Raw genomic sequence first — 26,737 nt, 5'->3', positions numbered from 1 at the left:
TTGTGCGTTTTAGGAAGAGTTAGAGAGCCGCGATCCGCCTCCCTCCCCCTTGAGGGGAGGGATTGAGGGTGGGGGTGCTGAAGTCCCCCACGAACATGATGTATTTGGATGCCGCGGCACCCCCACCCTAGCCCTCCCCTTTAAGGGGAGGGGACTGGATCGTGGCTCCCCATCGCCCGACACGTTCCCCAGCCACTCCTTGCCTTTTCCCCGCCCCAGGCGCAGTCTTCCCCACAGAAAAACCGCCACTTACGCCAGCATCAGACCAATGCTGGCGACGACAGGACGGTGACAGGGAGCCGCCCTAGTATGGCAGCCCTGCCGGACGGAACGACGTCCGGATTTTTACATGGGAGGATCTATGAACAAGCTGCTTCTCGCTGCGCTGGTTTCCGGCGCACTCGCGCTCCCCGCTTATGCGGCGGACTATACCATTATGGCGCCTGCTGCCCCCGGCGGCGGCTGGGACCAGACGGCCCGCACCATGCAGGAGGCTCTCCAGGCCGAAGGCATTTCGGGCAATGTGCAGGTCACCAACGTTCCCGGCGCCGGCGGCACGATTGGCCTCGCCCAGTTCGTCAACCAGTACAATGCCAATCCCAATGCGTTGATCGTCGGCGGCTATGTCATGGTGGGCGCCATCCTCACCAATGCATCGCCCGTCTCGCTGGCCAATGTCACCCCGATCGCCCGCCTCACCGGCGAATCCGACGTCATCGTGGTGCCCGCCGCTTCCGAACTCAAGACCGTCGATGACCTCGTCGCCAAGCTCAAGGCTGATCCGGGCTCGGTGTCCTGGGCTGGCGGTTCGGCCGGCGGCGTCGATCACATCGCGGCTGGCCTCTTCGCCAAGACTGTTGGCGTCGATCCCACCACGGTCAATTACATCGCCTATTCGGGCGGTGGCGAAGCCCTGGCAGCCGTGCTCGGCGGCCAGGTCACGGTCGGCATTTCGGGCCTCGGCGAATTCGACGCCCAGATCCAGTCCGGCGACCTGCGCGCCCTGGCCTCGACCGGCGCAACCCGCCTCGAAGGCTCTGATATCCCGACCCTGAGCGAATCGGGCGTCGACCTCGTGGTTGAAAACTGGCGCATGGTCGCCGCTGCCCCCGGCATCACCGATGAGCAGAAGGCCGCCATCTCTGCCGATATCGACAAGATGGTGCATTCGGAAGCCTGGAAGGCCGCCCTTGCCACCAAGGGCTGGGCCGACATGTACCTGGCTGGCGCCGACTTCGACACTCAGCTCGCCGCTGATACCGAAGCCACCACCGCCATCCTGAAAGACATTGGCCTGGTGCAATGACGACTGGCCAACCCAATCTCTCGCGCCGCCCCGATGGGGCGGCGCTTGTCATAGCGGCCGTGCTGGCCATCATCGGGGCTGTCATCATCTGGCAGACCTCGCTGATGCGCGTGCCCCCCATTCAGGCGCGCGTCGGCCCCACGGTCTTTCCCTATGTCATCGCCGGCGGGCTGTTGTTGCTCTCCATCGGCACGGCCTTGGCCGCCTTCCGCGGCAAGTTCCCGGCGCGCGAGCGCGACAATTACGGCCCCATGGCCTGGATTGTCGGCGGCCTCGTCGCCCAATTGCTGCTGCTCGGCTGGGCCGGCTTCTCGATCGCCACCGGCCTGCTCTTCGCCTTCACCGCCAAGGGCTTCGGCCGCGGTCCATTGTGGCAGACCATTCCCATCGGCGTGGTTTTCGCCTTCGTCGTCTGGTTCATTTTCTCGCGCGGCCTGCAGCTTTCCCTGCCCACCGGCCCGCTCGAACGTCTCGTTCCCTGATCGGAAGGCGCTGATATGGATACCTTCGGTCTGCTCGCCCAGGGGCTCGTCGCCGCCCTCCAGTGGCAAAATCTCATCTATGGCCTGATCGGGGTGACTCTGGGCACCGCCGTCGGCGTGCTGCCCGGCATCGGCCCGGCGCTGACCGTGGCGCTACTGTTGCCCGTCACCTATCGGCTCGATCCCACCGGCTCGCTGATCATGTTTGCCGGCATTTATTACGGCGGCATGTATGGCGGCTCCACCACCTCCATCCTGCTCAACACACCCGGCGAAAGCGCCTCCATCGTCACCGCGCTCGAGGGCAATAAAATGGCCCGCAAGGGCCGTGGCGGACCCGCTCTCGCCACCGCCGCCATCGGCTCCTTCGTTGCCGGCCTCATCGCCACTTTGGCGCTCGCCTTCCTCGCCCCTTGGGTCGTCAAGGTGGCGCTGTCCTTCGGCCCCGCCGACTATTTCGCGCTGATGGTGCTGGCCTTCATCACCGTCTCGGCTGCCTTCGGCAATAGCGCCCTGCGCGGCATCACCGCGCTGTTCATTGGTCTGGGGCTTGGCGTCATCGGCATTGATCTCCAAACCGGCCAGTCGCGTCTCGCCTTCGGCATTCCCGATCTGCTCGACGGCATCGAAGTCACCACCCTGGCCGTGGCGCTGTTTGCCATTGGCGAAACCCTGGCCATTGCCGCCACTCCCAACCAGATCAAGGAAGAAGTGCTGGCGGTCAAAGGCTCGGTCTGGATGACCGCGCAGGATTGGAAACGCTCCTGGGGCGCCTGGCTCCGCGGCACGCTGATCGGCTTCCCCATTGGCGCCATGCCGGCCGGCGGCGCCGAAATCGGCACTTTCTTCTCCTATGCCACCGAGCAGCGCCTCACCAAATATCCCGAGGAATTCGGCCACGGCGCCATCGAAGGCGTCGCCGGACCCGAGGCAGCCAACAATGCTTCCGCAGCCGGTACGCTCGTGCCGCTCTTGACCCTGGGCCTGCCCACCTCGGCCACCGCCGCCATCATGCTGGCCGGCTTCCAGCAATTCGGGCTGCAGCCCGGCCCCTTGCTGTTTGCCAATAACGCGCCCCTCGTCTGGTCGCTGATCGCCAGCCTCCTCGTGGCCAATTTCATGCTGCTGGTGCTCAACCTGCCGCTGATTGGCCTCTGGGTCCGCCTGCTGACCATTCCAAAGCCCTGGCTCTATGGCGGCATTCTGGTCTTTGCCACCCTGGGCACCATCGGCGCCAATGGCGCCATGTCCGGTCGGCTCGGCCCCATCCCGTTCTCGTTCGAATTGGGCATGCTGCTGGTCTTTGGGCTCCTGGGCTATATCCTGCGTCGCTTCGATTACCCCATCGCGCCGGTCGTCGTGGGCCTTATCCTGGGCCCCATGGCCGAGCAGCAATTGCGCCGCGCGCTGGCCATCAGCCAGGGCGATCCGATCATCCTGGTGCATTCCCCGATTGCGGTGGTGATGTATGCCGTGGCGCTGGTCGCCATCGTCCTGCCGCTGATCATGCGCCTGCGGGGCAGGGGGGCAGTCCTCAGCTCCCTCGCCGCCAACGAAGACTAAAGCCCCAGTAGACCTCATCCTGAGCCTGTCGAAGGACGAGGTCGGGGCACAATGGCCTGAAAAAGCAAAAAGCCCGGACGCGCCATTACAGCGCATCCGGGCTTTTTCACGTTGATCGGCAACTCGATACGAGTCGCACAGGGAGGGGCCAGCGCCCCGCTTCGAGCAGGAGACTTACCTGCCGATCGAACGGAAAGCGTCAGCGTCGATGCCGAGGGACTTGAGGTGCTTGGTTTTGGGCATCCGCCCGGCTTCCACCGCGTTGGACACAGCAGCAGCGCTGCCGAACACTTCCACGAAGGTGCCAAGGGCTGCAAAGAAACGATTGTTCCGATGAGTGCTCATTGCCATTTTCCTCTTAAAGCCCGGCCAGATCGCCGTTCGCTTTCATGAGTGTGTAAATGGGCTCATCCCCGCCCGACCGGTAGGGCCATTCCATCATTCCAGCTATGCGTCTAGCGCGAATGCCTGGCTAGAAACGCCCATTTTCAGCCGATATTCCAAATACCCACCCACTGCTATGCGATAGACGCATGGTATTTTTACGGCTTGGGCGAAACAATCTCCTGCCACGTATCCAAAAACCGCCGCTTCCTCTGCTGATCGAGCGATACCAGCAGCGCCGGCCCCAGCGGTATCGGCTGGATCACCCCGCGCCCCCGCGCTGCAATGGCCTCGCTGCTCCATTCACCCACGCCGCCCGCCACCACCGAGCCCAGCGCCGTCTGCCCCGCCGCAATGGCCTGCCCCTCCGGCGACAGGGCAAAATCGACAAACGCCTTGCCCAGTTCAGGGTAGGGCGCATCGCGCGGGATCAGCATCGAGCGCGTCAGCACTAGCACATAATCATCGGGCACCACGATTTCGATATTGGCGCCCGCCGCCTTGCGCGCAAAGGCATAGGAGCCCAGCACATTATAGCCCAGCGCCAGCGAGCCATCGGCCACCCCATTCAGAATGGCCGGGCTCGATCCGCTGAATTGCGCATTCACCCGGCCAAACGCCGCCGCCAGCCGCCAGAAATTCGATGAAATCGTCTGGTCCTGCGCCGCCAGCAGGTAACCCACACCCGAGACCCCGATATCATAGGTCGCGATCTTGCCGCGGAATCGCGACGTCTGGTTTTCCAGCAGTTCGGCCAGCGTCAAATGCGTACGCGGCACTTCGTCGGTCCCGATCAGGTCGGGATTGTAGATGATCACCGCCGGCTCAAAGGTGAACCCGAACAGTTCATTGCGCCAATGCGCCCATTCCGGCAACTGCGCCAGATAGGGGCTGTCATAGGCCAGCGCATAGCCATCATTGGCGAGCTTGACCTGCAAATCCGAGGCCGAACTGATCACCAGATCCGGCTTGGGGTCGGTATCTCCCGCCAGAAACCGCTCATAAAGCGGCACCGAATCCGTCTCTTCATAAATGACTGATACCCCCGGCCACCGCAGCTGAAACCCCGCCACGAACTGCGCAAATAGCGGCGTATCCGTCACCCCCAATATGGTCAGCACCTGCTCGCTGCTGCCGTCCGGCGCCGGATAGCGGGACTCCACCGCCCGTGCCTCCTGCGGCTGCACCATCACTAGGCACAGCGCCAGCATGGCCACGCTCCCCAGCGCCTTGCGCATCTGCTCCAGCCTGGCATTGCGCCCCACGAGTGGCAATTCAATCTCCACCGCCAGCCCGCCGCCCTCCCGGTCCTTCAATCGCAGTGCCCCACGATGCGCCTCCACCACCCGCTTGACGATCGATAGCCCCAGCCCCGACCCCACCTTGGCGCTGGCGCTACTGCCCCGCTTGAACCGCTCCAGCACCACGGCTTTCTCCCCCTCGGGGATGCCCGGCCCGCTATCGGTCACCACCATGGTCAGCAACCCATCCTGCACCGCTCCGGCAATGGAAACCGAGCCCTCCGAATAGACCATGGCATTATCCACCACATTGCGGACCATCTCGCGCAACGCCACCCGGTCGCCGCGAATTTGCGCCGCTGCCACCGCCTCGGGAATATCCAGGTTCAGCCGCGCCGATTGATCGCCATCCAGCCTCTGCCGCACATCCTCGATCACCGCGCCAAACGGTGTCGTGTCGCTTTCCTGATTTTCCAAGCGATGGGAAATGGTCGCGTCCATCAGCAATTGCGACACCAACTGGCTGGCATGGATCGCCCCCTGGTGAATGCGTCCCACCCGCCGCCGCAACGCATCGGGGTCCTGCTCGTCCATCGCCACTTCCGCCTGCGCCCGCAATGAAGCCAGCGGCGTGCGCACTTCATGGGCCGCCTCCGCCACCAGCCCGCTCAGCCGCTCCATACTGCTGCCCAGCCGCGCCATGAAGGCATTGAGCGCCCCCACCAACTGGCTCACCTCCACCGGCACCGGCACATTCAGTGGCGACAGATCATCGGGCGTGCGCCCGCGCAAAGCCTGCTCCAGCTGATAGAGTGGGGCAAACATCCGCCCAATGCCAAACCACACCAGCGCCACCGCCAGCAGCGTCAGCGCCACCACCGGCACGATGGCATTGCCCAAAATCTCATTGGCCAGCGCCTCCCGCTCATTCTGCGTCTCGGCCACATGGATGGTCACCCAATCCGTCTCGCTCGCCGACGAAGTCAGCCGCCCAACACTCGCTACGCGCACCAGCTCGCCGCGATACATCGCGTCCTGAAACACCGGCCCCGCCGACTGCATTTCCATGAGGTTCGCCGATAGATCGTCATACCCCGTCACCGCCCGCCCACGCGGGTCTTCCACCGCATAAAACACCCGGTCCCGCCCCGAAAACATGCCGAACGAGGCAAACGGCAATTCCACGATCACCGCATCGTTTTCCACCTGCACCGCCCCGGCAATGGTCAGCGCCGACGCCGCCAGCAGCCGGTCAAACGCCCGATCGGCGGCCCGCTCCGCATAATCGCGGATAAACACCACAAGGATAACCGCCGCCCCCAGCAGCAGCGCCACTGCCAGTGCCAAAATCCGCCGCCGGATGGAAAACGAATGCGCCGGCATCAGCCCGCTACCCATTGGGCGCCCGCAGCACATAGCCCACGCCGCGCACCGTGCCGATCTCGATATCAGCCGCTTCCAGCTTCTTGCGCAGCCGCGAAATATGCAGCTCCAGCGCATTGACCGACACAGCTTCATCGAAATTGAACAGCTGGTTCATCAGCCGCTCCTTGGGCACCACCTTGCCCGCATTGGTCACCAGAATTTCCAGCAGCCGGAATTCGCGCCGTCCCAGTTCCAGCGATTTGCCGCCAATCGAGGCATTGAGCCCGGCCATATCCAGCGCCAGATTGCCCACGCCCAGCGTGCTCGTGGTCTGCCCGCCCGTGCGCCGCATCAGCGCCCGCAGCCGCGCTTCCAACTCGCGCAGGTCGAACGGCTTGACCAGATAATCATCCGCCCCCAGATCGAGCAGGCTCACCTTGTCATCGATTTCCGAGCGCGCCGTGATCACCAGGATCGGCGCATTGAACTTGCGCTTGCGCAATTCGGCGATCAGCCCGATTCCGTCGCGATTGGGCAGCATCAAATCGAGCGCCACCGCATCGAACGTATCGCCCTCGGCGGCCGACACCACATCATTGCCGTCCCGCACCCATTCCACCGAGTGCCCAGCCGTGCGCAGCCGCTTCTCGATGGCCTCGCCCAAATCCTCATTGTCTTCGACAAGCAATATTCGCATCGGCGCCGATGGTCCCCCCGCCGGCACAGTATGGAGTTTCGCCTCGCGTGTCAGCACCAGCGCTGGCAAGCCGCGATCTGCCTCCCTCCCCCTTGAGGGGAGGGATTGAGGGTGGGGGTGTCGGACTTTCCGCCGGCACGGAGTTTGTGGAGGTTCCGACACCCCCACCCCGGCCCTCCCCTCAAGGGGGAGGGGGCGATTGCCCGCCTATCAAGGGCAAGGACTAAATTGGTTCTAAAACACCGCCATCATCGAAGCCGCCACCGCCACGATGCCCAGCGCCGCCAGCCCCGCCGCCATCAGCATGGTCTGCGTGCGCTGCATCTGCGCCGAGCGATGCGCCGCCAGCCGCGTTGCCTTGATGTCGGATGTATCCAGATGTGTCATTTGCCGCCCCTAATTGTCACCGGCCACTGCGCCAGTCATTGCCAAGGGTCGTCGCCATTAAGCTCTTCTCACCCACGAGAAAAAGCTAACCCGGACATCGCTGCTGCGCGAAAGCCTCCCTGCCAAAGCGGTTAATTTACATAAAATCCGATCTATCCTAATCTTGTATGGTAGATGCTTGATCCCGCCCGCGCGCCGTGGCAGAACATGTGCCATGACCCATTCAGCCCATCTCCACCCCGATCGTTTGTTCTCCGCTTCCCAACCGGCCCAGTCGATTGCGCGCGAGCTTTACCCCGCCGTAGCCGACCTGCCGCTGATTTGCCCGCATGGCCATACCGATCCGTCCTGGTTCGCCAATAATGGGCGCTTCTCCGATCCGGCAGCGCTCTTCCTCACGCCCGACCATTATGTCCTGCGCATGCTGCGCAGCCGCGGGCTGGACTACGATGCGCTGGGCGTGCCCCGTAAGGATGGCAAGCCGGTCGCCGATGGCCGCACCGCCTGGCGCCTCTTTGCCGCCAATTACCACCTCTTTGCCGGCACCCCGTCCAAGACCTGGACCGACCATTCCCTGCACTGGGCCTTCGGCATCACCGATGAGCTGTCATCCGCCACGGCCGACGCCATCTATGACAAAATCGACGCTGCCCTCGCCACGCCCGATCTGTTGCCGCTGGCGCTGCTCGACCGCGCCAAGGTGGAAGTCATCACCACCACCGAATTCGCCCTCGATCCCCTGGTCCACCACCAGAAAATGGCCGAGACCGGCATTCTGGGCCGCGTCCGCACCACCTATCGCCCCGATGACGTGACCGACCCCAGCCGCCCCGCCATCGTCGACAACCTCAAGAAATTTGCCGAACTGACCGGCGAGGACGTCACCAATTGGGCTGGGCTGATCAATGCCCACCGCGCCCGCCGCGAATATTTCCGCCGCTACGGCGCGCTCGCTACCGACCATGGCGTGCCCTCCGCCAACACGGCTGACCTGCCGCTGATCGAAAAGCAGGCTTTGCTCGACAAGATTCTCTCCGGCAAGCATGACGCCGCCGATGCCGAACTGTTCCGCGCCCAGATGATGACCGAAATGGCCTTGCTTTCGGTCGAAGACGGCATGGTCATGCAGCTCCATGCCGGCTCGCGCCGCAATACCGATCCGCTGCTGTTCGCCACCCGCGGCGCCGATCTGGGCGCCGACATCCCGGGCACCACCGACTATGTCAACGGCATGCGCGCCCTGCTCGCCTGCTGCGGCAATGAGCCAAACCTGCGCCTGATCATGTTCGTGCTCGACGAAACCACCTATGCCCGCGAACTGGCCCCCATGGCCGGCTATTGGCCTTCGCTGATGATCGGCCCGCCCTGGTGGTTCCACGATAGCCCGCAGGGCATCCGCCGTTATCTCGATCAAGTGGTCGAGACCGCCGGCTTCTACAACCTCGCCGGCTTCAACGACGACACCCGCGCTTTGCTCTCCATCCCCGCCCGCCACGACGTCTGGCGCCGCGAAGTCTGCGGTTTCCTCGCCACCTGGGTCGCCGAAAACCGCCTCAGCAAGAGCACGGCCGAAGAGCTAGCCAAGCATCTGAGCTATCAAGCTGCGAAAGACGCCTACAAGATCAGCTAAAAGAAACCCCTGATCCCAACCGAAATTCGCCTTCGCGAACTCGGTGTCCCTTCGGGCACCTTCTCCCACAAGGGGAGAAGGGTAGCTCTGTGGTTAGGCTAAGCGCTGAGGCCAACCCTCGCCCCTTGTGGGAGAGGGACAGTAATTTCTTCGTTCAGAAGAAATTACAGGGTGAGGGGTACTGCGCCATCCCATGCCAGAAGCCCGTCGTCCCTCACGGCGACTTCCACAGCACCACCAGCAGCACCAAAATCCCGGTCACCAGCAACACCAGTGTCCCGGTCAGCCCGTTGAATACCTGCCGCCCCAGGCTCGGCGCAGCCTCGTCGGCCGCCAGGATGTCGGAAAGTCCTTTGGGGTCATGCCCCTTTGCGCTCGAATACGTCATGGTCCAGTTCCCTTGTGCTTTGGGCGCTGTCTCTGCGTCGCGATCAGTCTAACTCCGGCCAACTTTATCAAAACTTGCAGCAGGCCGGTTTGCTGGCGTTAGGGTTGCCATTGTGCCAAATATCTTGCTTAGCAAATGCCTACCGCGCCGCATTTCGATCAAGTTCTTTTGCCAAGCGCAGTTAATGTCGAAAGCAAGCACGCCTTCTGATCTAATGGCTGACATGAATCAGTCTCCCGCCGAAACCGCGCTCAGCCGCGCCATGATCCGCTGGTCCCTGACCAAGTCGACGCCCGTGGCGGAAACCGCCACCAGTTGGATTTTCCGCGTCGAGCAAAATGGCCGCAACTTCGCCGCCCTCAAAATCCTCAAGCCCCTGGCCCTCGAGGAAGAGAGCCGCGGCGCCCAATTGCTGAACTGGTATGGCGGGGAGGGTGCCGCCACCGTCTTCGACATTCACGGCAATACCATTTTCATGGAATGGCTCGATGGCAGCACGCTGGGCGATGCCGTCCGCGCCGGCCATGATGATGAGGGCACCATCGCCATTGCCACTGTCGTCGCCAATCTGCACCGCCCCCGCGACGGCGCGCCCGAAAGCCTGCAGGTCCTGCGCGAGCGCTTCCAGACCCTGTTCGATACCGACGTGCGTCTCTGGCCCCACACCTCGCGCGATCTCTATGCCCGTGCCACCGGCATAGCCCTTCGCCTGTTCGACCGGCCCACGGCGCAGATTCCGCTGCATGGCGATTTGCACCACGACAATATCATCTCCTCCGATCGCGGCTGGCTCGCCATCGACCCAAAGGGCCTATTGGGCGATCCGGTCTATGAAGTCGCCAATGTCTTCATCAATCCCGAGCGCGCCGATGCCGTCGCCGCCGATCCGCGCCGCATCGCCGCCCGCGCCGATATCCTGGCCCAGCGCCTCGCCTACCCGCGCAAGCGCATCCTCGGCTGGGCCGCCGCCCACGCCGCGCTCTCTGCCTGCTGGGACCTGGCCGATGGCAATGCCATAACCGGCCAGCTCGCTTGCCTGCCCAATCTGCTCAGCGCCTACGACCAGGCCGTCTAAATCATGGAATCATCGATGATGTTGACTACTACGCGACGCGGCCTGCTCATGGCCGGCGCGGCCCTGACGCTTTCGGCCTGCGCCTCCGCCATGCCGGCTCTGGCGCCCGCTGTGGCGACCCCCACGCCCGAAACCCTCACCGACGATCAGATCATGACGGCGGTCAATGCCGTGCGCAAAGCCAATGGCGCCGCCCCCTGGAGCTATAGCCAGCGCCTCGAAGACGCCGCTCGCTCCCAGGCCCGCCTCATGGCCCAGCGCGATACGCTCAGCCACGATCTGGGCGTCACCCTGCGCGAACGCGTCACCGAAGCCGGCTATATCGGCGCGGTCGGCGAAAATCTCGCCCGTGGCCACACCTCGCTCGAAGCCGCCCTGCAAGGCTGGATGAACTCCGCCGGCCATCGCGGCACCCTGCTCAGCCCCAAATTCACCGAATTCGGCCTCGCCGTCACCCGCACCCCAGCCGGCCGCCTCTACTGGGCCCTGATCGCCGGCGGCAGCTTCGACGCCTGGCGGGTCTATCAATAGCAGGCACAACTTCGCCCACCCACCGGGCCCACCCTCGCCCCTTGTGGGAGAGGGACGGCATTTCTTCGTCCAGAAGAAATGACAGGGTGAGGGGTTCTGCGCCCGCCCATCCGCCCTGCGGGCACCTTCTCCCACAGGGGGGGAGAAGGAACGCTGTGTGCCTAATCCTCCGTCCGCCCCGCACCCTCCCGATCCCGCTCAAACCCCCTCAGCCCCGCAAACACCGGCAGCCATCCCTCCCGCCGAACAGTCCACAATTCATAACTCGGCCTGAACTGGTCAATCTCATCCAGCGCCCCGAGATTGACCTCAACCTCATCCCCGCTGCGCGAAAAAACCGACGAACCGCAATTGGGACAGAAAAACCGCCCCCTGTAGTCGCGAACCTCGCCCTCGATCGCCACCGCCTCCTGCGGAAAGATCGCGGAGGCATGAAACAGCGCCCCATGATGCTTGCGGCACTCAAGGCAATGGCAAAGCCCCACCCGATAGGGCCGCCCCGATGCCACAAACCGCACCTTGCCGCACAGGCATCCGCCGCTGACCTGATCCATGCCGCGTCTCCCTTAAAGCGGGCAGGGGACCTTACGAACTCAGCGTCCGCCGCACCGCCGCATCCCAACCCCTGATCTTGTCCTTGCGCTCCCGCGCGTCCATTTTCGGCTCAAACCGGCGGTCCCGCGCCCAGCTCGCCGCAAACTCAGCCATTCCCGGCCACACGCCGGCGCGTGATCCGGCCAGCCACGCCGCGCCCAGCGCGGTGGTCTCGAGGATCGTCGGCCGGTCCACCGGCGCGTCCAGCACATCGGCCAGGAACTGCATGGTCCAGTCCGATGCCACCATGCCGCCATCCACCCGCAACACCGTGTCCTGCCCGCCCTTCCAGTCCTTGCGCATCGCCGCCAGCAGGTCCAGCGTCTGGTAGCAAACCGCCTCCAGCGCCGCCCGGGCGATTTCCGCCGGCCCCGAATTGCGCGTCAGCCCATAAATCGCCCCGCGCGCCTCGGCATCCCACCAGGGCGCACCCAGCCCCACAAAGGCGGGCACCATATAGACATGCTGGCTCGGATCGGCGCTCTGCGCCAGCGGCCCCGTCTCGCTGGCATGCTTGACCAGCTTCAGCCCATCGCGGATCCACTGCACCGCCGCCCCGGCGATAAAGATCGAGCCTTCCAGCGCATAAGTGGTCTGCCCATCCAGCCGATAGGCGATGGTGGTCAGCAGCCGGTTCTTGCTCGCCACCATGTCCTTGCCAGTATTGAGCAGCGCAAAACATCCCGTGCCATAGGTGGATTTCAGCATGCCCGGTTCAAAACAGGCCTGCCCGATCGTCGCCGCATGCTGGTCGCCCGCTACTCCCAGAATAGGGATCGCCGCGCCAAACAATTCAGCCTCGGTCACCCCGAAATCAGCCGCACAATCCTCCACCTCCGGCAACAAAGCCGCCGGCACTTCGAACAACTCCAGCAGGCTCTTGTCCCAACGGTTTTTGCCGATATCGAACAGCAGCGTGCGGCCCGCATTGGTCGCGTCGGTCACGTGCCGTTTGCCGCCCGTCAGCCGCCAGATCAGGAAAGAATCCACCGTGCCAAAGGCCAGCTCGCCCTTTTCCGCGCGCTTGCGGGCGCCCTTCACATTGTCCAGCAGCCAGCGCACTTTCGTGCCGGAAAAATACGGGTCGAGCAGCAGCCCGGTCTTTTTGGTGATCGCCTTTTCATGGCCCGCCGCCTTGAGCTTGGCGCAAAATGCCGCCGTCCGCCGGTCCTGCCACACAATGGCATTGTGAATGGGCTTGCCCGTCTTGCGGTCCCAGATCAGCGTCGTCTCGCGCTGATTGGTAATGCCGATCGCCGCCACATCGCTGGCCCCAATCTTGGCCGCCTTCAGCGCCTCTTTGACCGCCCAGACCACGCTCTCCCAGATTTCCTCGGGGTCATGCTCCACCCAGCCATCCCGCGGAAAAATCTGGGTAAATTCCTTCTGCCCCGATCCGGCAATCTTGCGATCCGCGCCAAACACAATCGCCCGGCTCGACGTCGTCCCCTGATCGATCGCCAGAATATATCCGCTCATTATTCCTCCAACTGTCTGTTCTTACCCTCTCCTCTTGAGGGAGAGGGACAGATCATTCTTCGTTCAGAAGAATGATCTGGGTGAGGGGTCCTGCGCCACCTCATGCTTGGATGCCTGCGCAACCCCTCATCCCAACCGAAATTCGCCTTCGCGAATTCGGTGTCCCTTCGGGCACCTTCTCCCACAAAGGGAGAAGGAAAAGGGCCTAGCTCCGCCCCGCCATATACCCATCCAATTCCACCGCCTCATCCGCACTCACCCGCAGCCCCAGCTTGGTCCGCCGCCACAGCACATCCTGGCCCACCCGCGCCCATTCGTGTGCCATCAGATAATCCACCTCGGCCTGATATAAATCCGCCCCAAAATGCCGCCCCAGCCCGCCGACATCGCTTGCCGTGCCCAATATCACCCGCGCCTTTGTGCCATAAAGCCGCATCAGCCGCCGCACCAGCCCGTCGGGCATGCCGGCATAATCCTTATGCAACCGCCGCACTTCGGCCTCGAACGACAGCGGCTCGAATTCCCCGCCCGGCAGCTTGCTCACCTTGGTCCAGGCCGGACCCTTCTTGCCCAGCACGCCCTCGATCTTTTCCAGCACCGACTCGGCCAGTCGCCGCGATGTCGTCAGCTTGCCGCCGAACACATTGATCGCCGCGCCGCTCTGGGCGTCGCCATCCACCTTGAGCACATAGTCCCGCGTGGCTTCCTGCGCCGCGCTGGCCCCGTCGTCGAACAGCGGCCGCACCCCCGAATAGGTCCAGACAATATCCCCCCGGCTCACCGGCTTGGCGAAATATTCGCTCGCCGCCGCACAGAGGTAATCCGTCTCCCGCTCCGAAATCGCCACGTCCTTGGGGTCGCCGGAATAATCCTCGTCGGTCGTGCCGATCAGCGTGAAATCGCCCTCATAGGGAATGGCGAAAATGATCCGCCCATCCGCATTCTGGAAAATGTAGCAGCGATCATGGTCATAGAGCTTGTTCACCACGATATGGCTGCCTTTGACCAGCCGCACATTATGCGCGCCGTTCTTGCCCATCGTGCCATTGATGACGCTATCCACCCACGGCCCCGCGGCGTTCACCACCAGCTTGGCACGCACAGACTGCCGCCCGCCTTCGCCATCCAGCTCAATGGTCCAGCCGCCAGCTTCCCGCCGCGCGCTGGTCACCTTGGTCCGCACATGCACAATAGCGCCGCGATCCGCCGCGTCACGTGCGTTCAGCACCACGAACCGCGCATCGTCCACCCAGCAATCGGAATATTCAAACCCCAGCCGATAACCGGGCTTCAGCGGCTTGCCCACTTCGTTCCGCGTCAGGTCCAGCGTCTTGGTCGGCGGCAATAGGCGCCGCCCACCCATATAATCATACATGGCGAGGCCCGCCCGCAGCACCACAGCCGGCCGCAGTCCCTTGTGATGCGGCAGCACGAACCGCAGCGGCTTGATGATGTGCGGCGCATTGGCCCACAGCACTTCGCGCTCAGCCAGCGCTTCATGCACCAGTCGGAATTCGTAATGTTCGAGATAGCGCAGCCCGCCATGCACGAGCTTGGTCGCCGCCGACGAGGTGCCCGATGCCAGATCATGCATCTCGGCCAGCATCACCGAATAGCCGCGCCCCACCGCATCGCGGGCGACGCTGGCGCCATTAATGCCCCCGCCAATCACAAACACATCGACTTGCTCGGTCATCGCTGCAGCCTCTTTCGTTATGCTTTCGTTTGTACGAGAAATGATTTCGTTTTGAAAGGCTACTAATCTTCCATACAAGATCAAGTTGACCCATGCGGCGCGACAGGCTAGGGCAGGATGTCCTTCGGCCCCGGGTTCCGGCCATGCTCGCCATCATCACCGTTATTGCGCCGGTTTTTGCCCTGATGGCGCTTGGCTACGGCGCCGTGCGCTTCCGCCTGTTCCCCGCCGATGGCATCAAGAGCCTAATCGCCTTCGTGAACAATTTCGCGACGCCGTGCCTCTTGTTCCATTCCCTGCTCACCAGCGATTTCCGCTCGGCGTTCAACCTCGCCATCATCGTGCCGTTCTATGCCGGCGCGCTGGTCTGCTTTGCCCTCGGCATTTTCATCGCCATAAAATTCTTCCGCACCCGGCCGGGCGAGGGCGTCTCCGCCGCCTTTTCGGGCACCTTCACCAATACCGTGCTGGTCGGCCTGCCCATTATCCAGCGCGCCTATGGCCCCGAAGCGCTCCCGGTCACGCTCTCCATCATTGGCCTGCATGGCGCCATTCTGCTCACCATCGGCATGGTCACCATGGAACTGGTCCGCCGCGATGGCCAGTCCCTGGGCAAGACCCTCATCGTCGCCGGCAAGCGCGTCGGCTCCAATCCGCTGATCTGGGGCATTGCCGCGGGCATGATCGCCTCGTTTGCCGGCGTCACCCTGATCGAGCCGGCCGAGGCCTTCTTCGTCATGATGAGCCAGGCCGTGGTCCCCGCCGCCCTGTTCGGCGTCGGCGGCGCGCTCAACGAATATAAGCTCAGCGACAGCTGGAAGCACGCGCTGGTGGCCTCCTCCATCAAGCTGATCCTGCACCCCGCCATCGCCTATGGCTTGATGATCTGGGTGTTCCATGTCGACATGGCCATTGCCCGCTATGGCATTCTGCTGGCCGCCATGCCGGTCGGGGTCAACGCCTATATCTTTGCCACCTATTACAATCGCAGCGTCAGCGTCGCCACCAATACGGTGCTGATCACGACCCTCGCCTCCGCCGTCACAATTTCGGGCTGGCTCTATATTTTAAGCCTTTAGGCCGCCGTTACGCTGACCTCGATCTCGTGCACGCCATCCCCCGCCGGCACCAGCCGCAACGGTTGCGTCGAGAGCCCGTCCAGCCCCGCTGCCAGCCGCACATGCCGGTCGGTGGGACACATCTGCAGCCGCGGATCAAACCCGATCCAGCCCAAGCCGTCGTCAAACGCTTCCGCCCAGGCATGGAACGACGCGACGCCATCCTCGGCGTCCACCAGATAGCCCGTCACATAGCGCGCCGGAATATCGAGCGCCCGCGCGCCGCCGACAAAGCCATGGGCATAATCGCCGGCCGGGGGCAGGGGCTTGTCCACCCCGCTTTGGCTCTGGCTTTGCCCGCCATCGGCCTGCATCTGGCTCTGCGCCGGCGCTTCATCGGTGCCCAGCATTTCGCCCACCCGCGCCATCAGCCCATGCAGCACATCGAGCCGGCTTTCCCGGGCATTGCGATATTTGCCATAGAGCGTAACCGGCGCTTTGGTCAGCGGCGTAACCCGGCGATAGAGCGCCGGCACCGGTTCACCCCCGACCCTTCCGAGCACGCCATGCCGATCGGTCGTCTCGATCACGCCCTTGACCGTCACCACCAACTCGCCCTCGGGCCGGCTCTGGTTCACCAGATGCGCGATATTGCCATAGGCATCGCTAAAGCGGCCGGCATTGCCGATCCCCGCCATTTCAACGCTCCAGCTTTCTACAGTCTGCGTCGGCCCGCTTTGCGGCGTCAGCAGCAATTGCAGCACGGCATTGGCCGTGCCGGAAGGCGGCGTCACGCTGAGTTGGTGGCGTATGGCAATGCGCATCAAGACCGGACCCGGTTAATAGAAATTGTAGCTTTCGGACAGCGCGTCGGTGACCCGATTGTTGCGCGCAATGAATTCGGTGAGAAATTCATGCAGCCCATGGGTGAAGATCTTTTCCATGCTGGTGTCTTCCACCATGGCCAGCAATTGGCTCGCCGCCTCCTGGCAGGCCTGCTGACGCCCATAAAAATCGGCCAGCAGATTGAGATTTTGCTGCACGAATTGCGCACAAAAATTCAGCGAGCGCGGCATTTCCGGCCGCAGGATCAGGAAGTCGGCGATATTCTGCGCCTTGTAGCGGTCGTGATAGACATGCCGATAGCTGCGATGCGCCGATGCCGCCCGCAAGATCAGCGTCCATTGCTGGATATCGAGATCGCCCCCCACCAGCGTCGCGCGCGGCAGCAGCACATAATACTTCATGTCGAGAATGCGCGCCGTATTGTCCGCTCGCTCGACGAAATTGCCCGCCTGCAAAAACGCGAAGCCATCGTCGCGCAGAATCGTGCCCAGCAGCGCTCCGCGGAATTCATGGCTGCGCTGCTTCACCCATTGCAACAGGCCCAGCAGCTTGGCCCCGCGCACATCGCGCGGCCTGATCTGGGAATATTCCAGCCACGCCCCGTTCATGCTTTCCCACATATCGGTGGTGATGGCGGTGCGCACCGATCGCGCATTGGTCCGCGCCGCTTGCAGGCACGAATAGACCGAGCTCGAATTATCCGGGTCGAACATCATGAAATGCGCGACCGTATCCACATCGGCCGTCTTGTGCTTGGCGGCAAAAGCTTCATCGACCTCCGCCGCCTGCATCATCGACATCAAATGCTCGCTCGACCCGCCCTCGCGCCGGCTGGTGAGACTCATGCGATAGCCGACCTCCAAGAGCCGCGCCATATTCTCCGCCCGCTCCACATAGCGGCTCATCCAGAACAGATTTTGCGCCGTCCGACCGAGCATCATGGCCGCACCCCGCCAAGTACGAGCCATCGGGTCCCGCCTACCCTCCCCATTGAGGGGAGGGCTAGGCTGAACCGATGTTCAGGTCTGGAGCTAATTTGGAGAGCCCCGATCTGCCTCCCTCCCCCTTGAGGGGAGGGATTGAGGGTGGGGGTTCTGAGGCCTCCATCGGCATTGGATATGTGGAGGCCGCAGAACCCCCACCCTGGCCCTCCCCTCAAGGGGGAGGGGACTGGATCGGGGCTCCCGGCCTGAATATCAATTGACCCCTGGCTGGGGGGGCTCTCTCTCAACACGCGCGAAATACCGGAATTCATCATCAATCTTCCAGCACCCACGTATCCTTGGTCCCGCCGCCCTGGCTCGAATTGACCACCAGCGAGCCCTTCTTCAGCGCCACCCGCGTCAGCCCGCCCGGCGTGATCCGCACCTTGTCGCCCACCAGCACATAGGGCCTGAGATCCACATGACGCGGCGCCACCCCGGCATTGACATAAGTGGGGCAGGTGCTCAGCGCCAAGGTCGGCTGCACGATGTAATTGTCCGGCCGCGCCTCGATTTTCCGGCGGAATTCGGCATGCACGGCCTTGGTCGAGGTCGGCCCCACCATCATTCCATAGCCGCCCGAGCCGTGCACTTCCTTGACCACGAGGTCAGCGATATTGGCCAGCACCCAATTGCGCTGGTCCTCGTCGGTGCAATTATAGGTCGGCACATTGTTCAGCAGTGCCTTTTCCCCGAGATAGAATTCGATGATTTCGGGCACATAGGTATAGACCGCCTTGTCATCGGCAATCCCGGTGCCCGGCGCATTGACCAGCGTCACATTCCCCGCCCGATAGGCGTTGAACAGGCCCGGCACGCCCAGCATGGAATCGGGCCGGAAGGTGAGGGGATCGAGATAATCGTCGTCGATCCGGCGATAGATCACATCCACCCGTTCCGGCCCGGTCGTGGTGCGCATATAGACCTTGCCGCCATCGACAAACAGATCGGGTCCCTCGCAGAGCTGCGCGCCCATCTGGTCGGCCAGGAACGAATGTTCGAAATAGGCCGAGTTATAAATCCCCGGCGTCAGCACCGCGATATTGGGCGATTGCCCCGCGCTGGCCGGCGCCACGCTTTCCAGCGTCCGCCGCAGGTTTTCGGGATAGGTTTCCACCGGCGCCACCTTGCAGCGATGGAACAGGTCCGGCGCCAGTTGCATCATCGCCTCACGGTCTTCCAGCATATAGCTGACCCCCGAAGGCGTGCGCAGATTGTCTTCCAGCACATAATATTCGTCCGGTCCCACCCGCACGATATCGACCCCGATAATATGGGCATAAACGCCCTTGGCCGGCTCCAGCCCCATCATTTCGGGGGCAAAGGCGGCATTCTGCAGGATCAGCTTTTCGGGGATGCGTCCCGCCTTCAGAATTTCCTGGCGGTGATAGATGTCATACAAAAACGCGTTGAGTGCCTTGACGCGCTGCTCGATCCCCTTGGAGAGCTTGCGCCATTCCTGTGCCGCGATAATGCGCGGGATCACGTCGAACGGGATGACCTTTTCGGTGCCTTCTTCCGAGCCGTAAACCGCAAAGGTAATGCCCAGCTTGCGGAAAATCGCTTCCGCATCCGATTGCATCAAGGTCAGGGCTTTGTCGGGCTGTTCCTCCAGCCAGGCGTTCAGGGCCCGATAAGGTTCGCGGACAGAACCATCCGCATTGTACATTTCATCGAACGGCGCAGTTTCGGCCATTATGCTCCGCGTGGTGTTACGGCTTAGCCCATCGCCTTCACATTGCTACACATTTGTACGCAGCCGTCCAGCCGCTCAGCGCGACAATCGCAAGATGCCACCGCGTGAACCCCACCTGACGGATCGCCCTCCACAGGGCTTGCGATACCCATCATGCCCATTATGCTGCCGCCAAACACCACCGGGAGGAGCCCATTCATGACCATCGAAATCCTGCAAACCGGCAAGCTCCTCGCCTCCTGCGAAGCGGCCCTCGCCCAGCGCTACACTGTCCATAAGCTGCACGAACAGGCCGACCCCAAGGCCTGGCTGGCCGAAAACGGCGCCCGCATCCGCGCCCATGCCGGCTCGGGCGTGCAGGCCGATCTGATGGACGCGCTGCCCAATCTCGAAATCATCGCCAGTTTCGGCGTCGGCTACGACAATATCGACACCAAGGCCGCCAAGGCCCGCAATATCCGCGTCACCAACACGCCCGACGTGCTCAACGACGCGGTGGCCGAGCTCACCATCGGCCTGATGATCGCCTTGGCCCGCCGCATTCCCCAGGCCGATCAATATGTCCGCCAGGGCAAGTGGCAGCCCGGCGCCAGCATGCCGCTGTTTTCCGAACTGACCGGCAAGACCCTGGGCATTCTGGGCCTGGGCCGTATCGGTAAGGAAATCGCCTCCCGCGCCCAGGCCATGAAGATGCGCGTGGTCTATCACGGCCGCCACCGCCAGCTTTCCGAGCCGCATATCTATTACGACAATCTGGTCGACATGGCCCGCGACAGCGATTGGCTGGTCATCATCGCCCCCGGCGGCAAGGGCACCGAACGGATCGTGTCGCGCGACGTCCTCACCGCCCTGGGTCCCAAGGGCATGCTGGTCAATGTCGCCCGCGGCACGCTGGTGGACGAGCCGGCCATGCTCGAGCTGCTGCAGAATGGCGGCCTGGGCGGTGCCGCGCTCGATGTCTTCGAAAACGAGCCCAGCGTCCCCCAAGCCTTCTTCGCCCTCGACAATGTCGTCCTCTCCCCCCACCAGGGCAGCGCCACGGTACAAACCCGCGACGCCATGGGCGCCATGCTCGTCGCCAATCTCGACGCCCACTTCGCCGGCGAACCCCTGCTCAGCCAGGTGGTTTGATCTCACCTCTCCCTTGGGGGGAGAGGTCGGCGCGCAGCGCCGGGTGAGGGGGCGTTTCGCTACTCCAAATTCTCCTGCACCATCGTCCCGGCGGCGTGGATGCACACAATCTCCAGCCGCCCCGGCCCGATATTGGTGAATTTATGCGGCACCCCGCCCGGCACCACGGCAATATCGTTCGGCCCCACCTCGATCACCTCATCCCCCGCCACCACGCGCGCCCGCCCCGATTTGACGATCCAGGTTTCGGCATAGGGATGCACATGCAGGCCCGGCCCTTGCCCCGGATCATTGTCCACCGAGAAAAACGAAATCCCCGCGCCATAGCCATCCCCCTCGAACCGGATCGTCCGGCTCTTGCTCATTGGTCGCTCCGCTGCGCGCAATACATGCACCATTTGCCTGTCTCCTCTGGTTCTCTGACCACACGACGGGTGACCCCCGCCAGTTTCGACACGTCTTCCTTGCGCAACGCGGCGATTCCCATATCCGCCGCAATTGGCTAGCTTCACTGCAAACGAACAGGAGACGACGACATGGCTGATTGGTGGCGCGGTGGTGTGATCTACCAAGTGTATCCGCGCTCCTTCCAGGACAGCAACGGCGACGGGGTCGGCGATCTGCCCGGCATCCTGCGCCGCCTCGATCATATTGCGGGCCTGGGCGTCGATTGCATCTGGCTCTCTCCCATCACCCAATCCCCGCAAGAGGATATGGGCTACGACGTCTCCAATTATATCGATGTCGATCCGCTGTTCGGCACGATGGAGGATTTCGATAGCCTGATCGAACGCGCCCACGCCCTGGGCCTCAAGGTCATCATGGACCAGGTGGTCAGCCACACCTCAGACCAACACCCCTGGTTCCGCGAATCCCGCCTCTCGCGCGATAATGCCCGCGCCGATTGGTATGTCTGGGCCGATCCGCTCCCCGATGGTTCCCCGCCCAACAATTGGCCCGCTGTCTTCGGCGGCCGCGCCTGGGAATGGAACCCCACCCGCGGCCAATATTACCTGCACAATTTCCTCGCCAGCCAGCCCGACCTCAACTTCCACAACGCCGAAGTCCAGGACGCCGTGCTCGATATCATGCGCTTCTGGCTCGAGCGCGGCATCGACGGCTTCCGGCTGGACACCGTCAATTACTATTTCCACGACAAGAAACTGCGCTCCAACCCGCCCAACAAGCGCGACGAGCATCTGCCCTATGCGGTCAATCCCTATGACATGCAGGAGCACAAATATTCCAAGAGCCAGCCGGAAAACGTCGCCTTCCTGCAGCGCGTCCGCGCTTTGCTCGACCAATTCCCCGGCGCCACCTCGGTGGGCGAAGTCGGCGACAGCCACAAGGCCGTGGAACTGATGGCCGAATACACCTCCGGCGGCGACAAGCTGCACATGTGCTATTCCTTCGAGTTCCTGGGTCCCCAATTCACCGCCAAGCACTTCCGCACCCGCATCGAGCAATTCTTCAAGCACAGCACAGATGGCTGGCCGTGCTGGAGCTTTTCCAACCACGACGTGCCCCGCCACATCACCCGCTGGGCGCCCCATAGCCTCGATCCCGCGGCCCTGGGCCGCCAGGCCGCCGCGCTCCTCCTCAGTCTCAAAGGCTCGGTCTGCCTCTACCAGGGCGAGGAATTGGGCCTGCCCGAAACCGACCTCATTTTCGAGGAATTGACCGACCCGCGCGGCATCCGCTTCTGGCCCGAGGACAAGGGCCGCGACGGCTGCCGCACCCCCATGCCCTGGGACGATGGCGAGACGCCCAATGGCTTCACCACCGGCACGCCTTGGCTCCCGGTCAAGCCGCCCCAATCCGCCCTCAACGCTGCCCTGCAAAACGCCGACGCCAACTCCACCCTGGCCTTCTACCGTGCCATCCTCGCCTGGCGCCGCAGCCACCCCGTCCTGAGTGATGGCGACATCGATTTCCTCAAAACCCCCGAACCCATCCTCGCCTTCCGCCGCACCGGCCCCGACGCAACCATGCTCTGCGTCTTCAACCTCTCGCCCGAACCGCACCAGCTCACCCTGACCGGCGCAAACGCAGCGCCCGAGTCGATCTCCCAGCACGCCAGCCTCGACAACGGCGCCCTGACCCTCGGCCCTAACGGCTACGCCTTCATCGCCCTGCCCGACGGCAAGGTGAAACTAGGCTAGGGCAGGGCTCTCGTTACCCCCACCTAACCTCCCCCTGATAGGCGGAGGGACCGCCTTGTGAATAAAACCCGATCCCATTCCAAGAGTGGAGAGATCCCTCCCCCTATCAGGGGGAGGTTAGGAGGGGGTATCCCCCAAAAAAAGGCCCCCGGGCTTCCCCGAGGGTCTCTTTCACGCCGCCTATGCAGCAACTATCCCTTCGCCGCATTCGGCCCCACCGGCTTGAGCGTCAGGGGATCGAAAAACGCCATGGTCTGGCTGCCATCCGTCTTGGTGATGAAGGCCTGCACGCAGCCATTCCAATCATTCACGCTGGACACATTATAGCCTTCGCGCTTGAGCCCCTGTTCGATGCCAAATTCGTGGTGCCGCACCGAATAGCTGGTGTCGCAGCTCACCGGCGATACCGTATTGGCCGAGAGCGTATTGGCCTGTGCGGGCAGGGCAGCGGCACCCAGAGCCAGGCCGGCGGCGGCTATTGTCATGAAAAGCTTGATCATTTTCCACATCCTTTCGTGTGTTGTGGATGTGATGACTGTGATCCCGCTTTCGCCCCGCCGCCAGTTAAAGCCCGTTCACCTGCATTACGCTTCGGACAGGCTCGTAAGGAGCGCTTCCAGAAAAAGTGGCTACCGGTTTTTCGGTTCGGAAGCGCGACGAAACAATGGCCTTAGTAGACCTGCTCAAGCGTGTTCGGATCGAAGAATTGCATGATTTCCCCGCCGCCCGGCTGGCGCACAAAGGCGCGGATGCAGCCATTCCATTCCTCGGCGCGCGTCGCATCCACCCCGATCCGGCGCAGCCGCATCAGGTTGATCTCGTGCCGGTCGTCCGCATCTATCGTGCCGATGCGGATGCCCCCGCTGATCCGGATCCCGCCCGAGCCCCAATCGCCCCCGGTGCAAAATGGCGCCGCCGTGGCGGGCGTAGCCGCCAGCAAGGCCAGCGCGAAAACGCTCATCAATTTCTTGGACATGGAAATCTCCTCATTCCGCCTTCATGTGACCGGCGATTGTGGCCGTCTCACGCCGGCTTTTCCCGCCGCCGGATCAACACCACCACCGCCGGAATGGCAAAGCTCAGCATCAGCAGCCGGATCACATGGTGTGCCGCAATAAACGCCGTGTCATAGCCCAGCGCAATCCCCAGCGCGCCCATGCCCTCCAGCGCGCCGGGCGATAGCCCCAGCCAGATCTGTCCAAAGGGCATGTCCACCAGCAGGCTGACGATCCACGCCATGATTGTCACAATGCCTACCGTCATCGCCGTCGCCACCACGCCGCCCTTGGCCGCCGTAATGAATTCGCGGGCCGTGATCCCCGCAAAGCGCGAGCCGATCTGCGCCCCCACCAGAATAAAGGTCAGCACCACCAGCGGCCCGGGCATGGCCTCGGTATAAAGCCCGCCCAACTTGGCCGCCGTCGCCGCCGCCATCGCGCCCAGCACCAGCCCCGCCGGCACTTTGAGCCGGATAAACACCAGCCCCACCGCAATGCACCCGGCCGCCAGCGCCAGCAATTGCCAGACATCGAGGAACTCGCTCGCCACCGGTGGCGCAAAATGATCGATCGGCAAAAACATCGCCCCGATCGGCACCACAATGGTCAGCATGAGAATGCGGATCACCTGGATAATGGCGATCTGGCGCGGCTCGCCCACCCCCGCCGAGGCAATGCCCATCACAAACGACAAATGCCCCGGAAACGAGCTCATATAGGCCGTGCCGGTATCCAGCTTGAACACCGCCGACAGCATCCAGCCGGTCAGCGAAATGATCAGCACCAGTTCCAGCGCCAGCGCGGCCAGACTCACCGGCCAGCTGGCAATCAGGCTCAAACTATCGGGCGCCACGCTCGCCCCCATCATCATGCCCACCAGCACGAACACCACATCCCGCAGCCGATTGGGAATGCGCATCGGCAGTCCAGCCATCGCGGCCGCCGTCACCGCCAGTGCTCCGCCCATCAACCAACCCGCCGGCATGCTCAGCGCGGTTGCGACGGCACCCCCACCGGCCGAAATGGCGAGGGTCAGCAGGGTAGGGTAGAGATTTTTGACGAGAGGAGAACCAATAGACATTGTAGGTATGCGCCTCTACTCAGCAGGAGACCATGACCGGTGATGCGCTTTTTGCTCGATCTGCCGGGCCGTTTTTTTGAAATTGTCGGCAAGATAGCCGTGGTGGTGCTGCCAATTCTACTGGTCTGGACCCTTTACGGCATTGCCACGGAGCACTGCATATCGTTCCGGCGCGGCCAATCCTGCATGAATGACGAACCCATAAGTTTCTGGTTTTTCACCGGTCTGATCAGCATTTCGCTTATGGTCTATGTGATCGCAGCGATTTTCTTGCTGCTCAATGTCCGGAAGGCTCTGCGCGCGCGCCGCAATCTGCGAGTCCAGCAAGCGGGAAAGAGACGGTAGAGCCTTGCGCCCTCAGTTTCTGCGCCTCCCTCCCCCTTGATGGGCTTCGAGCCGTCCCGCAGGGCAAATCGCTCCAGTGGAGCGATTTGAGGGGAGAAGGCCATGAGAGCTATGCTCGAATGGCCAGGAACGAGGGTGGGGTGAGGGGAGCCACCAAGGTTCGGGCTTGGGAGCCTAACCCACCGGCATAGCCCGCTCCGCCAGCCGCACCCAATAACTCGCACCCACCGGAATAACCGCGTCGTTGAAATCATATGTATCGGTATGCAGTTCCGAGCTATCCCCATTGCCGAGGAATATATAGGCCCCCGGCCGCTCCTCCAGCATGAAGGAAAAATCCTCGCCGCCCATCGATGGCGGCACGTCGGCATCCACCCGGTCCGGCCCCGCCACCTCAGCCGCCACTTCGGCGGCAAAAGCCGTCCGCTCCGGTTCATTGACCGTCACCGGATAGCCCCGCGCATAGCGAATGCTCGCGCTCGCCCCAAAGCTCGCCGCAAACTGGGGCACCATCTCACCCAGCCGCGCCTCGATGAAATCCTGCACTTCGCTATTCAGCGTGCGCACCGTCCCGGTAATTTTGGCCGTTCGGGAAATCACATTGTCGGCTTCCCCGGCCTCGACCATGGTCACCGACACCACAGCGCTTTTGAGCGGATCGACATTGCGCGACACAATGGTCTGCAATGCCGTCACCAGATGCGCCGCCACCATGATCGGGTCGATCGTCTGCTGCGGCCGCGCCGCATGCCCGCCCACGCCGGTAATATCGATATAAAACCGGTCGGTCGCCGCCATGATGCCGCCAACCCGAATGCCGAAATGCCCAATCGGCATGCCCGGCCAATTGTGCATGCCATAGACCTCGGAAATGCCGAAGCGCTCCATCAGCCCGTCGCGCACCATTTCCTTGCCGCCGCCGCCGCCTTCTTCTGCCGGCTGGAAAATCACCGCCACCCGCCCGTCGAAATTGCGTGTCTCGGCCAGATATTTCGCCGCGCCCAGCAGCATGGCCGTATGCCCGTCATGCCCACAGGCATGCATCCGGCCTGCCACACTGCTGGCATAGTCTTTCCCGGTCTTTTCCGTCACCGGCAGCGCATCCATATCGGCGCGCAGCCCGATCGTCTTGCCGCTGCCATTGCTGCGGCCATTGATGATGCCCACCACCCCGGTCCGACCCAGTCCGGTCACGATTTCATCGACCCCGAACTCCGCCAGCAATTCCGCCACCTTGCCCGCCGTCCGCTCCACATCGAACAGGATTTCCGGATGCGTGTGGAAATCCCGTCGCCAGGCGGTAATCTCGTCATGAAATTCGGCAATTCGGTTCAATACGGGCATCAAAAAGTCCAAAACAGGCAAAGCTAACGTCAATGTCGCTGCCCCAAAGCCCGCCGTCAACCATGGGCACACTGTCCACCGCAAACCATGTCGTGTTCTTGGCTCCCAACCACACCCCACCCACGGGGTCATTCCGGCGCAGGCCGGAATCCATGCTGAAGACCATCCACACGCTGGATGGCGCGGCACGCCACGGACATGGATTCCGGGCTGCGCCGGAATGACCCGGTGAAGGGATCAGCACGGTGAGCAAGCCCCCAACCCCTCCTCCCCAC

Annotated in this window: 27 protein-coding genes; 10 read left to right on the top strand and 17 right to left on the bottom strand. The window is 63.0% G+C overall.

Annotation, left to right across the window (positions count from 1 at the left end; genetic code table 11):
- The first annotated feature begins 361 nt into the window (after window positions 1-361).
- The 3 genes from ACI3KW_RS10265 to ACI3KW_RS10255 are packed head-to-tail and all read left to right on the top strand — an operon-like array spanning window position 362 to window position 3,351.
- Window positions 362-1,306: a Bug family tripartite tricarboxylate transporter substrate binding protein gene (locus ACI3KW_RS10265; RefSeq protein WP_404847990.1), complete on the top strand. Its 945-nt coding sequence runs from the start codon at window positions 362-364 to the stop codon at window positions 1,304-1,306.
- Window positions 1,303-1,788, top strand: coding sequence for a tripartite tricarboxylate transporter TctB family protein (locus ACI3KW_RS10260; protein WP_404847989.1), 486 nt, complete (start codon window positions 1,303-1,305; stop codon window positions 1,786-1,788). Before ACI3KW_RS10265 ends, ACI3KW_RS10260 begins: the two co-directional genes overlap by 4 nt.
- A 15-nt stretch (window positions 1,789-1,803) precedes the next feature.
- Entirely contained in the window at window positions 1,804-3,351 is a 1,548-nt protein-coding gene (locus ACI3KW_RS10255) for a tripartite tricarboxylate transporter permease (RefSeq protein WP_113124031.1), read from the top strand.
- Between the two features lie 174 nt (window positions 3,352-3,525).
- Here the strand turns inward: ACI3KW_RS10255 and ACI3KW_RS10250 are convergent, their stop codons facing one another.
- The 4 genes from ACI3KW_RS10250 to ACI3KW_RS10235 all read right to left on the bottom strand — a co-directional run bounded on the left by ACI3KW_RS10250 (window position 3,526) and on the right by ACI3KW_RS10235 (window position 7,425).
- Entirely contained in the window at window positions 3,526-3,696 is a 171-nt protein-coding gene (locus ACI3KW_RS10250) for a hypothetical protein (RefSeq protein WP_262169691.1), read from the bottom strand.
- Window positions 3,697-3,893: 197 nt separating this feature from the next.
- Window positions 3,894-6,359 carry an extracellular solute-binding protein gene (locus tag ACI3KW_RS10245; protein ID WP_404847988.1) on the bottom strand — a complete coding sequence of 822 codons (2,466 nt, stop codon included), beginning with the start codon at window positions 6,357-6,359 and terminating at the stop codon, window positions 3,894-3,896.
- 7 nt (window positions 6,360-6,366) lie between these two features.
- On the bottom strand, window positions 6,367-7,038 hold the full coding sequence (locus ACI3KW_RS10240) for a response regulator transcription factor (RefSeq protein ID WP_404847987.1): 672 nt from the start codon (window positions 7,036-7,038) through the stop codon (window positions 6,367-6,369).
- A 234-nt stretch (window positions 7,039-7,272) separates the two neighbouring features.
- Window positions 7,273-7,425: a hypothetical protein gene (locus ACI3KW_RS10235; protein WP_404847986.1), complete on the bottom strand. Its 153-nt coding sequence runs from the start codon at window positions 7,423-7,425 to the stop codon at window positions 7,273-7,275.
- A 214-nt stretch (window positions 7,426-7,639) separates the two neighbouring features.
- Between ACI3KW_RS10235 and uxaC the strand changes: the two genes are divergently transcribed.
- Window positions 7,640-9,055 (top strand): glucuronate isomerase, encoded by a 1,416-nt coding sequence (gene uxaC, locus ACI3KW_RS10230; protein ID WP_404847985.1) that lies wholly within the window; start codon window positions 7,640-7,642, stop codon window positions 9,053-9,055.
- 214 nt (window positions 9,056-9,269) lie between these two features.
- Here the strand turns inward: uxaC and ACI3KW_RS10225 are convergent, their stop codons facing one another.
- Window positions 9,270-9,443, bottom strand: a complete 174-nt coding sequence (locus tag ACI3KW_RS10225; RefSeq protein ID WP_262169683.1) for a hypothetical protein — start codon at window positions 9,441-9,443, stop codon at window positions 9,270-9,272.
- Window positions 9,444-9,666: 223 nt separating this feature from the next.
- On the opposite strand from ACI3KW_RS10225, the gene ACI3KW_RS10220 reads away from it, so the two are divergent.
- Both ACI3KW_RS10220 and ACI3KW_RS10215 read left to right on the top strand, forming a co-directional pair.
- A complete protein-coding gene (locus ACI3KW_RS10220) occupies window positions 9,667-10,518 on the top strand; it encodes an aminoglycoside phosphotransferase family protein (RefSeq protein WP_262169681.1) in 852 nt (283 codons plus the stop codon).
- A gap of 15 nt (window positions 10,519-10,533) precedes the next feature.
- The gene (locus ACI3KW_RS10215) at window positions 10,534-11,049 is read left to right on the top strand and encodes a CAP domain-containing protein (RefSeq protein WP_404847984.1); all 516 of its coding nucleotides are present in this window, start codon (window positions 10,534-10,536) and stop codon (window positions 11,047-11,049) included.
- A gap of 161 nt (window positions 11,050-11,210) precedes the next feature.
- On the opposite strand, the gene ACI3KW_RS10210 is transcribed toward ACI3KW_RS10215, so the two are convergent.
- From ACI3KW_RS10210 to glpD, 3 genes are all read right to left on the bottom strand, one after another.
- The gene (locus ACI3KW_RS10210) at window positions 11,211-11,603 is read right to left on the bottom strand and encodes a GFA family protein (protein WP_404847983.1); all 393 of its coding nucleotides are present in this window, start codon (window positions 11,601-11,603) and stop codon (window positions 11,211-11,213) included.
- Between the two features lie 31 nt (window positions 11,604-11,634).
- On the bottom strand, window positions 11,635-13,122 hold the full coding sequence (gene glpK, locus ACI3KW_RS10205) for a glycerol kinase GlpK (RefSeq protein WP_404847982.1): 1,488 nt from the start codon (window positions 13,120-13,122) through the stop codon (window positions 11,635-11,637).
- Window positions 13,123-13,327: 205 nt separating this feature from the next.
- On the bottom strand, window positions 13,328-14,818 hold the full coding sequence (gene glpD, locus ACI3KW_RS10200) for a glycerol-3-phosphate dehydrogenase (protein WP_404847981.1): 1,491 nt from the start codon (window positions 14,816-14,818) through the stop codon (window positions 13,328-13,330).
- 143 nt (window positions 14,819-14,961) lie between these two features.
- Here glpD and ACI3KW_RS10195 point away from each other — a divergent pair, with 143 nt between their 5' ends.
- Complete coding sequence (locus tag ACI3KW_RS10195) at window positions 14,962-15,897, top strand: AEC family transporter (protein ID WP_404847980.1); 936 nt, start codon at window positions 14,962-14,964, stop codon at window positions 15,895-15,897.
- Here the strand turns inward: ACI3KW_RS10195 and ACI3KW_RS10190 are convergent.
- The 3 genes from ACI3KW_RS10190 to ACI3KW_RS10180 all read right to left on the bottom strand — a co-directional run bounded on the left by ACI3KW_RS10190 (window position 15,894) and on the right by ACI3KW_RS10180 (window position 19,401).
- Window positions 15,894-16,700 carry a transglutaminase domain-containing protein gene (locus tag ACI3KW_RS10190; RefSeq protein ID WP_404847979.1) on the bottom strand — a complete coding sequence of 269 codons (807 nt, stop codon included), beginning with the start codon at window positions 16,698-16,700 and terminating at the stop codon, window positions 15,894-15,896. The two genes, ACI3KW_RS10195 and ACI3KW_RS10190, sit on opposite strands and share 4 nt — an antisense overlap.
- 15 nt (window positions 16,701-16,715) lie before the next feature.
- Entirely contained in the window at window positions 16,716-17,690 is a 975-nt protein-coding gene (locus ACI3KW_RS10185) for an alpha-E domain-containing protein (protein ID WP_404847978.1), read from the bottom strand.
- A 289-nt stretch (window positions 17,691-17,979) separates the two neighbouring features.
- A complete protein-coding gene (locus ACI3KW_RS10180) occupies window positions 17,980-19,401 on the bottom strand; it encodes a circularly permuted type 2 ATP-grasp protein (protein ID WP_404847977.1) in 1,422 nt (473 codons plus the stop codon).
- Between the two features lie 198 nt (window positions 19,402-19,599).
- Here ACI3KW_RS10180 and ACI3KW_RS10175 point away from each other — a divergent pair, with 198 nt between their 5' ends.
- Window positions 19,600-20,532, top strand: coding sequence for a 2-hydroxyacid dehydrogenase (locus tag ACI3KW_RS10175; RefSeq protein WP_404847976.1), 933 nt, complete (start codon window positions 19,600-19,602; stop codon window positions 20,530-20,532).
- Between the two features lie 59 nt (window positions 20,533-20,591).
- On the opposite strand, the gene ACI3KW_RS10170 is transcribed toward ACI3KW_RS10175, so the two are convergent.
- On the bottom strand, window positions 20,592-20,930 hold the full coding sequence (locus ACI3KW_RS10170; RefSeq protein ID WP_404847975.1) for a cupin domain-containing protein: 339 nt from the start codon (window positions 20,928-20,930) through the stop codon (window positions 20,592-20,594).
- Between the two features lie 138 nt (window positions 20,931-21,068).
- Here ACI3KW_RS10170 and ACI3KW_RS10165 point away from each other — a divergent pair, with 138 nt between their 5' ends.
- The gene (locus ACI3KW_RS10165; protein ID WP_404847974.1) at window positions 21,069-22,694 is read left to right on the top strand and encodes an alpha-glucosidase family protein; all 1,626 of its coding nucleotides are present in this window, start codon (window positions 21,069-21,071) and stop codon (window positions 22,692-22,694) included.
- 191 nt (window positions 22,695-22,885) lie between these two features.
- Here the strand turns inward: ACI3KW_RS10165 and ACI3KW_RS10160 are convergent, their stop codons facing one another.
- The 3 genes from ACI3KW_RS10160 to ACI3KW_RS10150 all read right to left on the bottom strand — a co-directional run bounded on the left by ACI3KW_RS10160 (window position 22,886) and on the right by ACI3KW_RS10150 (window position 24,773).
- Window positions 22,886-23,194 (bottom strand): PepSY domain-containing protein, encoded by a 309-nt coding sequence (locus tag ACI3KW_RS10160; RefSeq protein WP_262169657.1) that lies wholly within the window; start codon window positions 23,192-23,194, stop codon window positions 22,886-22,888.
- Window positions 23,195-23,364: 170 nt separating this feature from the next.
- On the bottom strand, window positions 23,365-23,670 hold the full coding sequence (locus tag ACI3KW_RS10155; protein ID WP_404847973.1) for a hypothetical protein: 306 nt from the start codon (window positions 23,668-23,670) through the stop codon (window positions 23,365-23,367).
- A 47-nt stretch (window positions 23,671-23,717) separates the two neighbouring features.
- Window positions 23,718-24,773, bottom strand: coding sequence for an AbrB family transcriptional regulator (locus ACI3KW_RS10150; RefSeq protein ID WP_113121126.1), 1,056 nt, complete (start codon window positions 24,771-24,773; stop codon window positions 23,718-23,720).
- 42 nt (window positions 24,774-24,815) lie between these two features.
- Between ACI3KW_RS10150 and ACI3KW_RS10145 the strand changes: the two genes are divergently transcribed.
- On the top strand, window positions 24,816-25,118 hold the full coding sequence (locus tag ACI3KW_RS10145; protein WP_404847972.1) for a hypothetical protein: 303 nt from the start codon (window positions 24,816-24,818) through the stop codon (window positions 25,116-25,118).
- Window positions 25,119-25,292: 174 nt separating this feature from the next.
- Here ACI3KW_RS10145 and ACI3KW_RS10140 read toward each other — a convergent pair whose 3' ends face one another.
- Both ACI3KW_RS10140 and ACI3KW_RS10135 read right to left on the bottom strand, forming a co-directional pair.
- A complete protein-coding gene (locus ACI3KW_RS10140) occupies window positions 25,293-26,462 on the bottom strand; it encodes a M20 aminoacylase family protein (protein ID WP_404847971.1) in 1,170 nt (389 codons plus the stop codon).
- The coding region (locus tag ACI3KW_RS10135; protein ID WP_404847970.1) for a hypothetical protein at window positions 26,428-26,737 on the bottom strand (310 nt) is incomplete at its 5' end. The genes ACI3KW_RS10135 and ACI3KW_RS10140, both read right to left, overlap by 35 nt.

This window comes from Devosia sp. ZW T5_3 (genome assembly GCF_044987315.1).
Taxonomy (GTDB): Bacteria; Pseudomonadota; Alphaproteobacteria; order Rhizobiales; family Devosiaceae; genus Devosia.
Note: the sequence above shows the minus strand (reverse complement) of the source record. Positions and strands in the feature narration are given on the sequence as shown.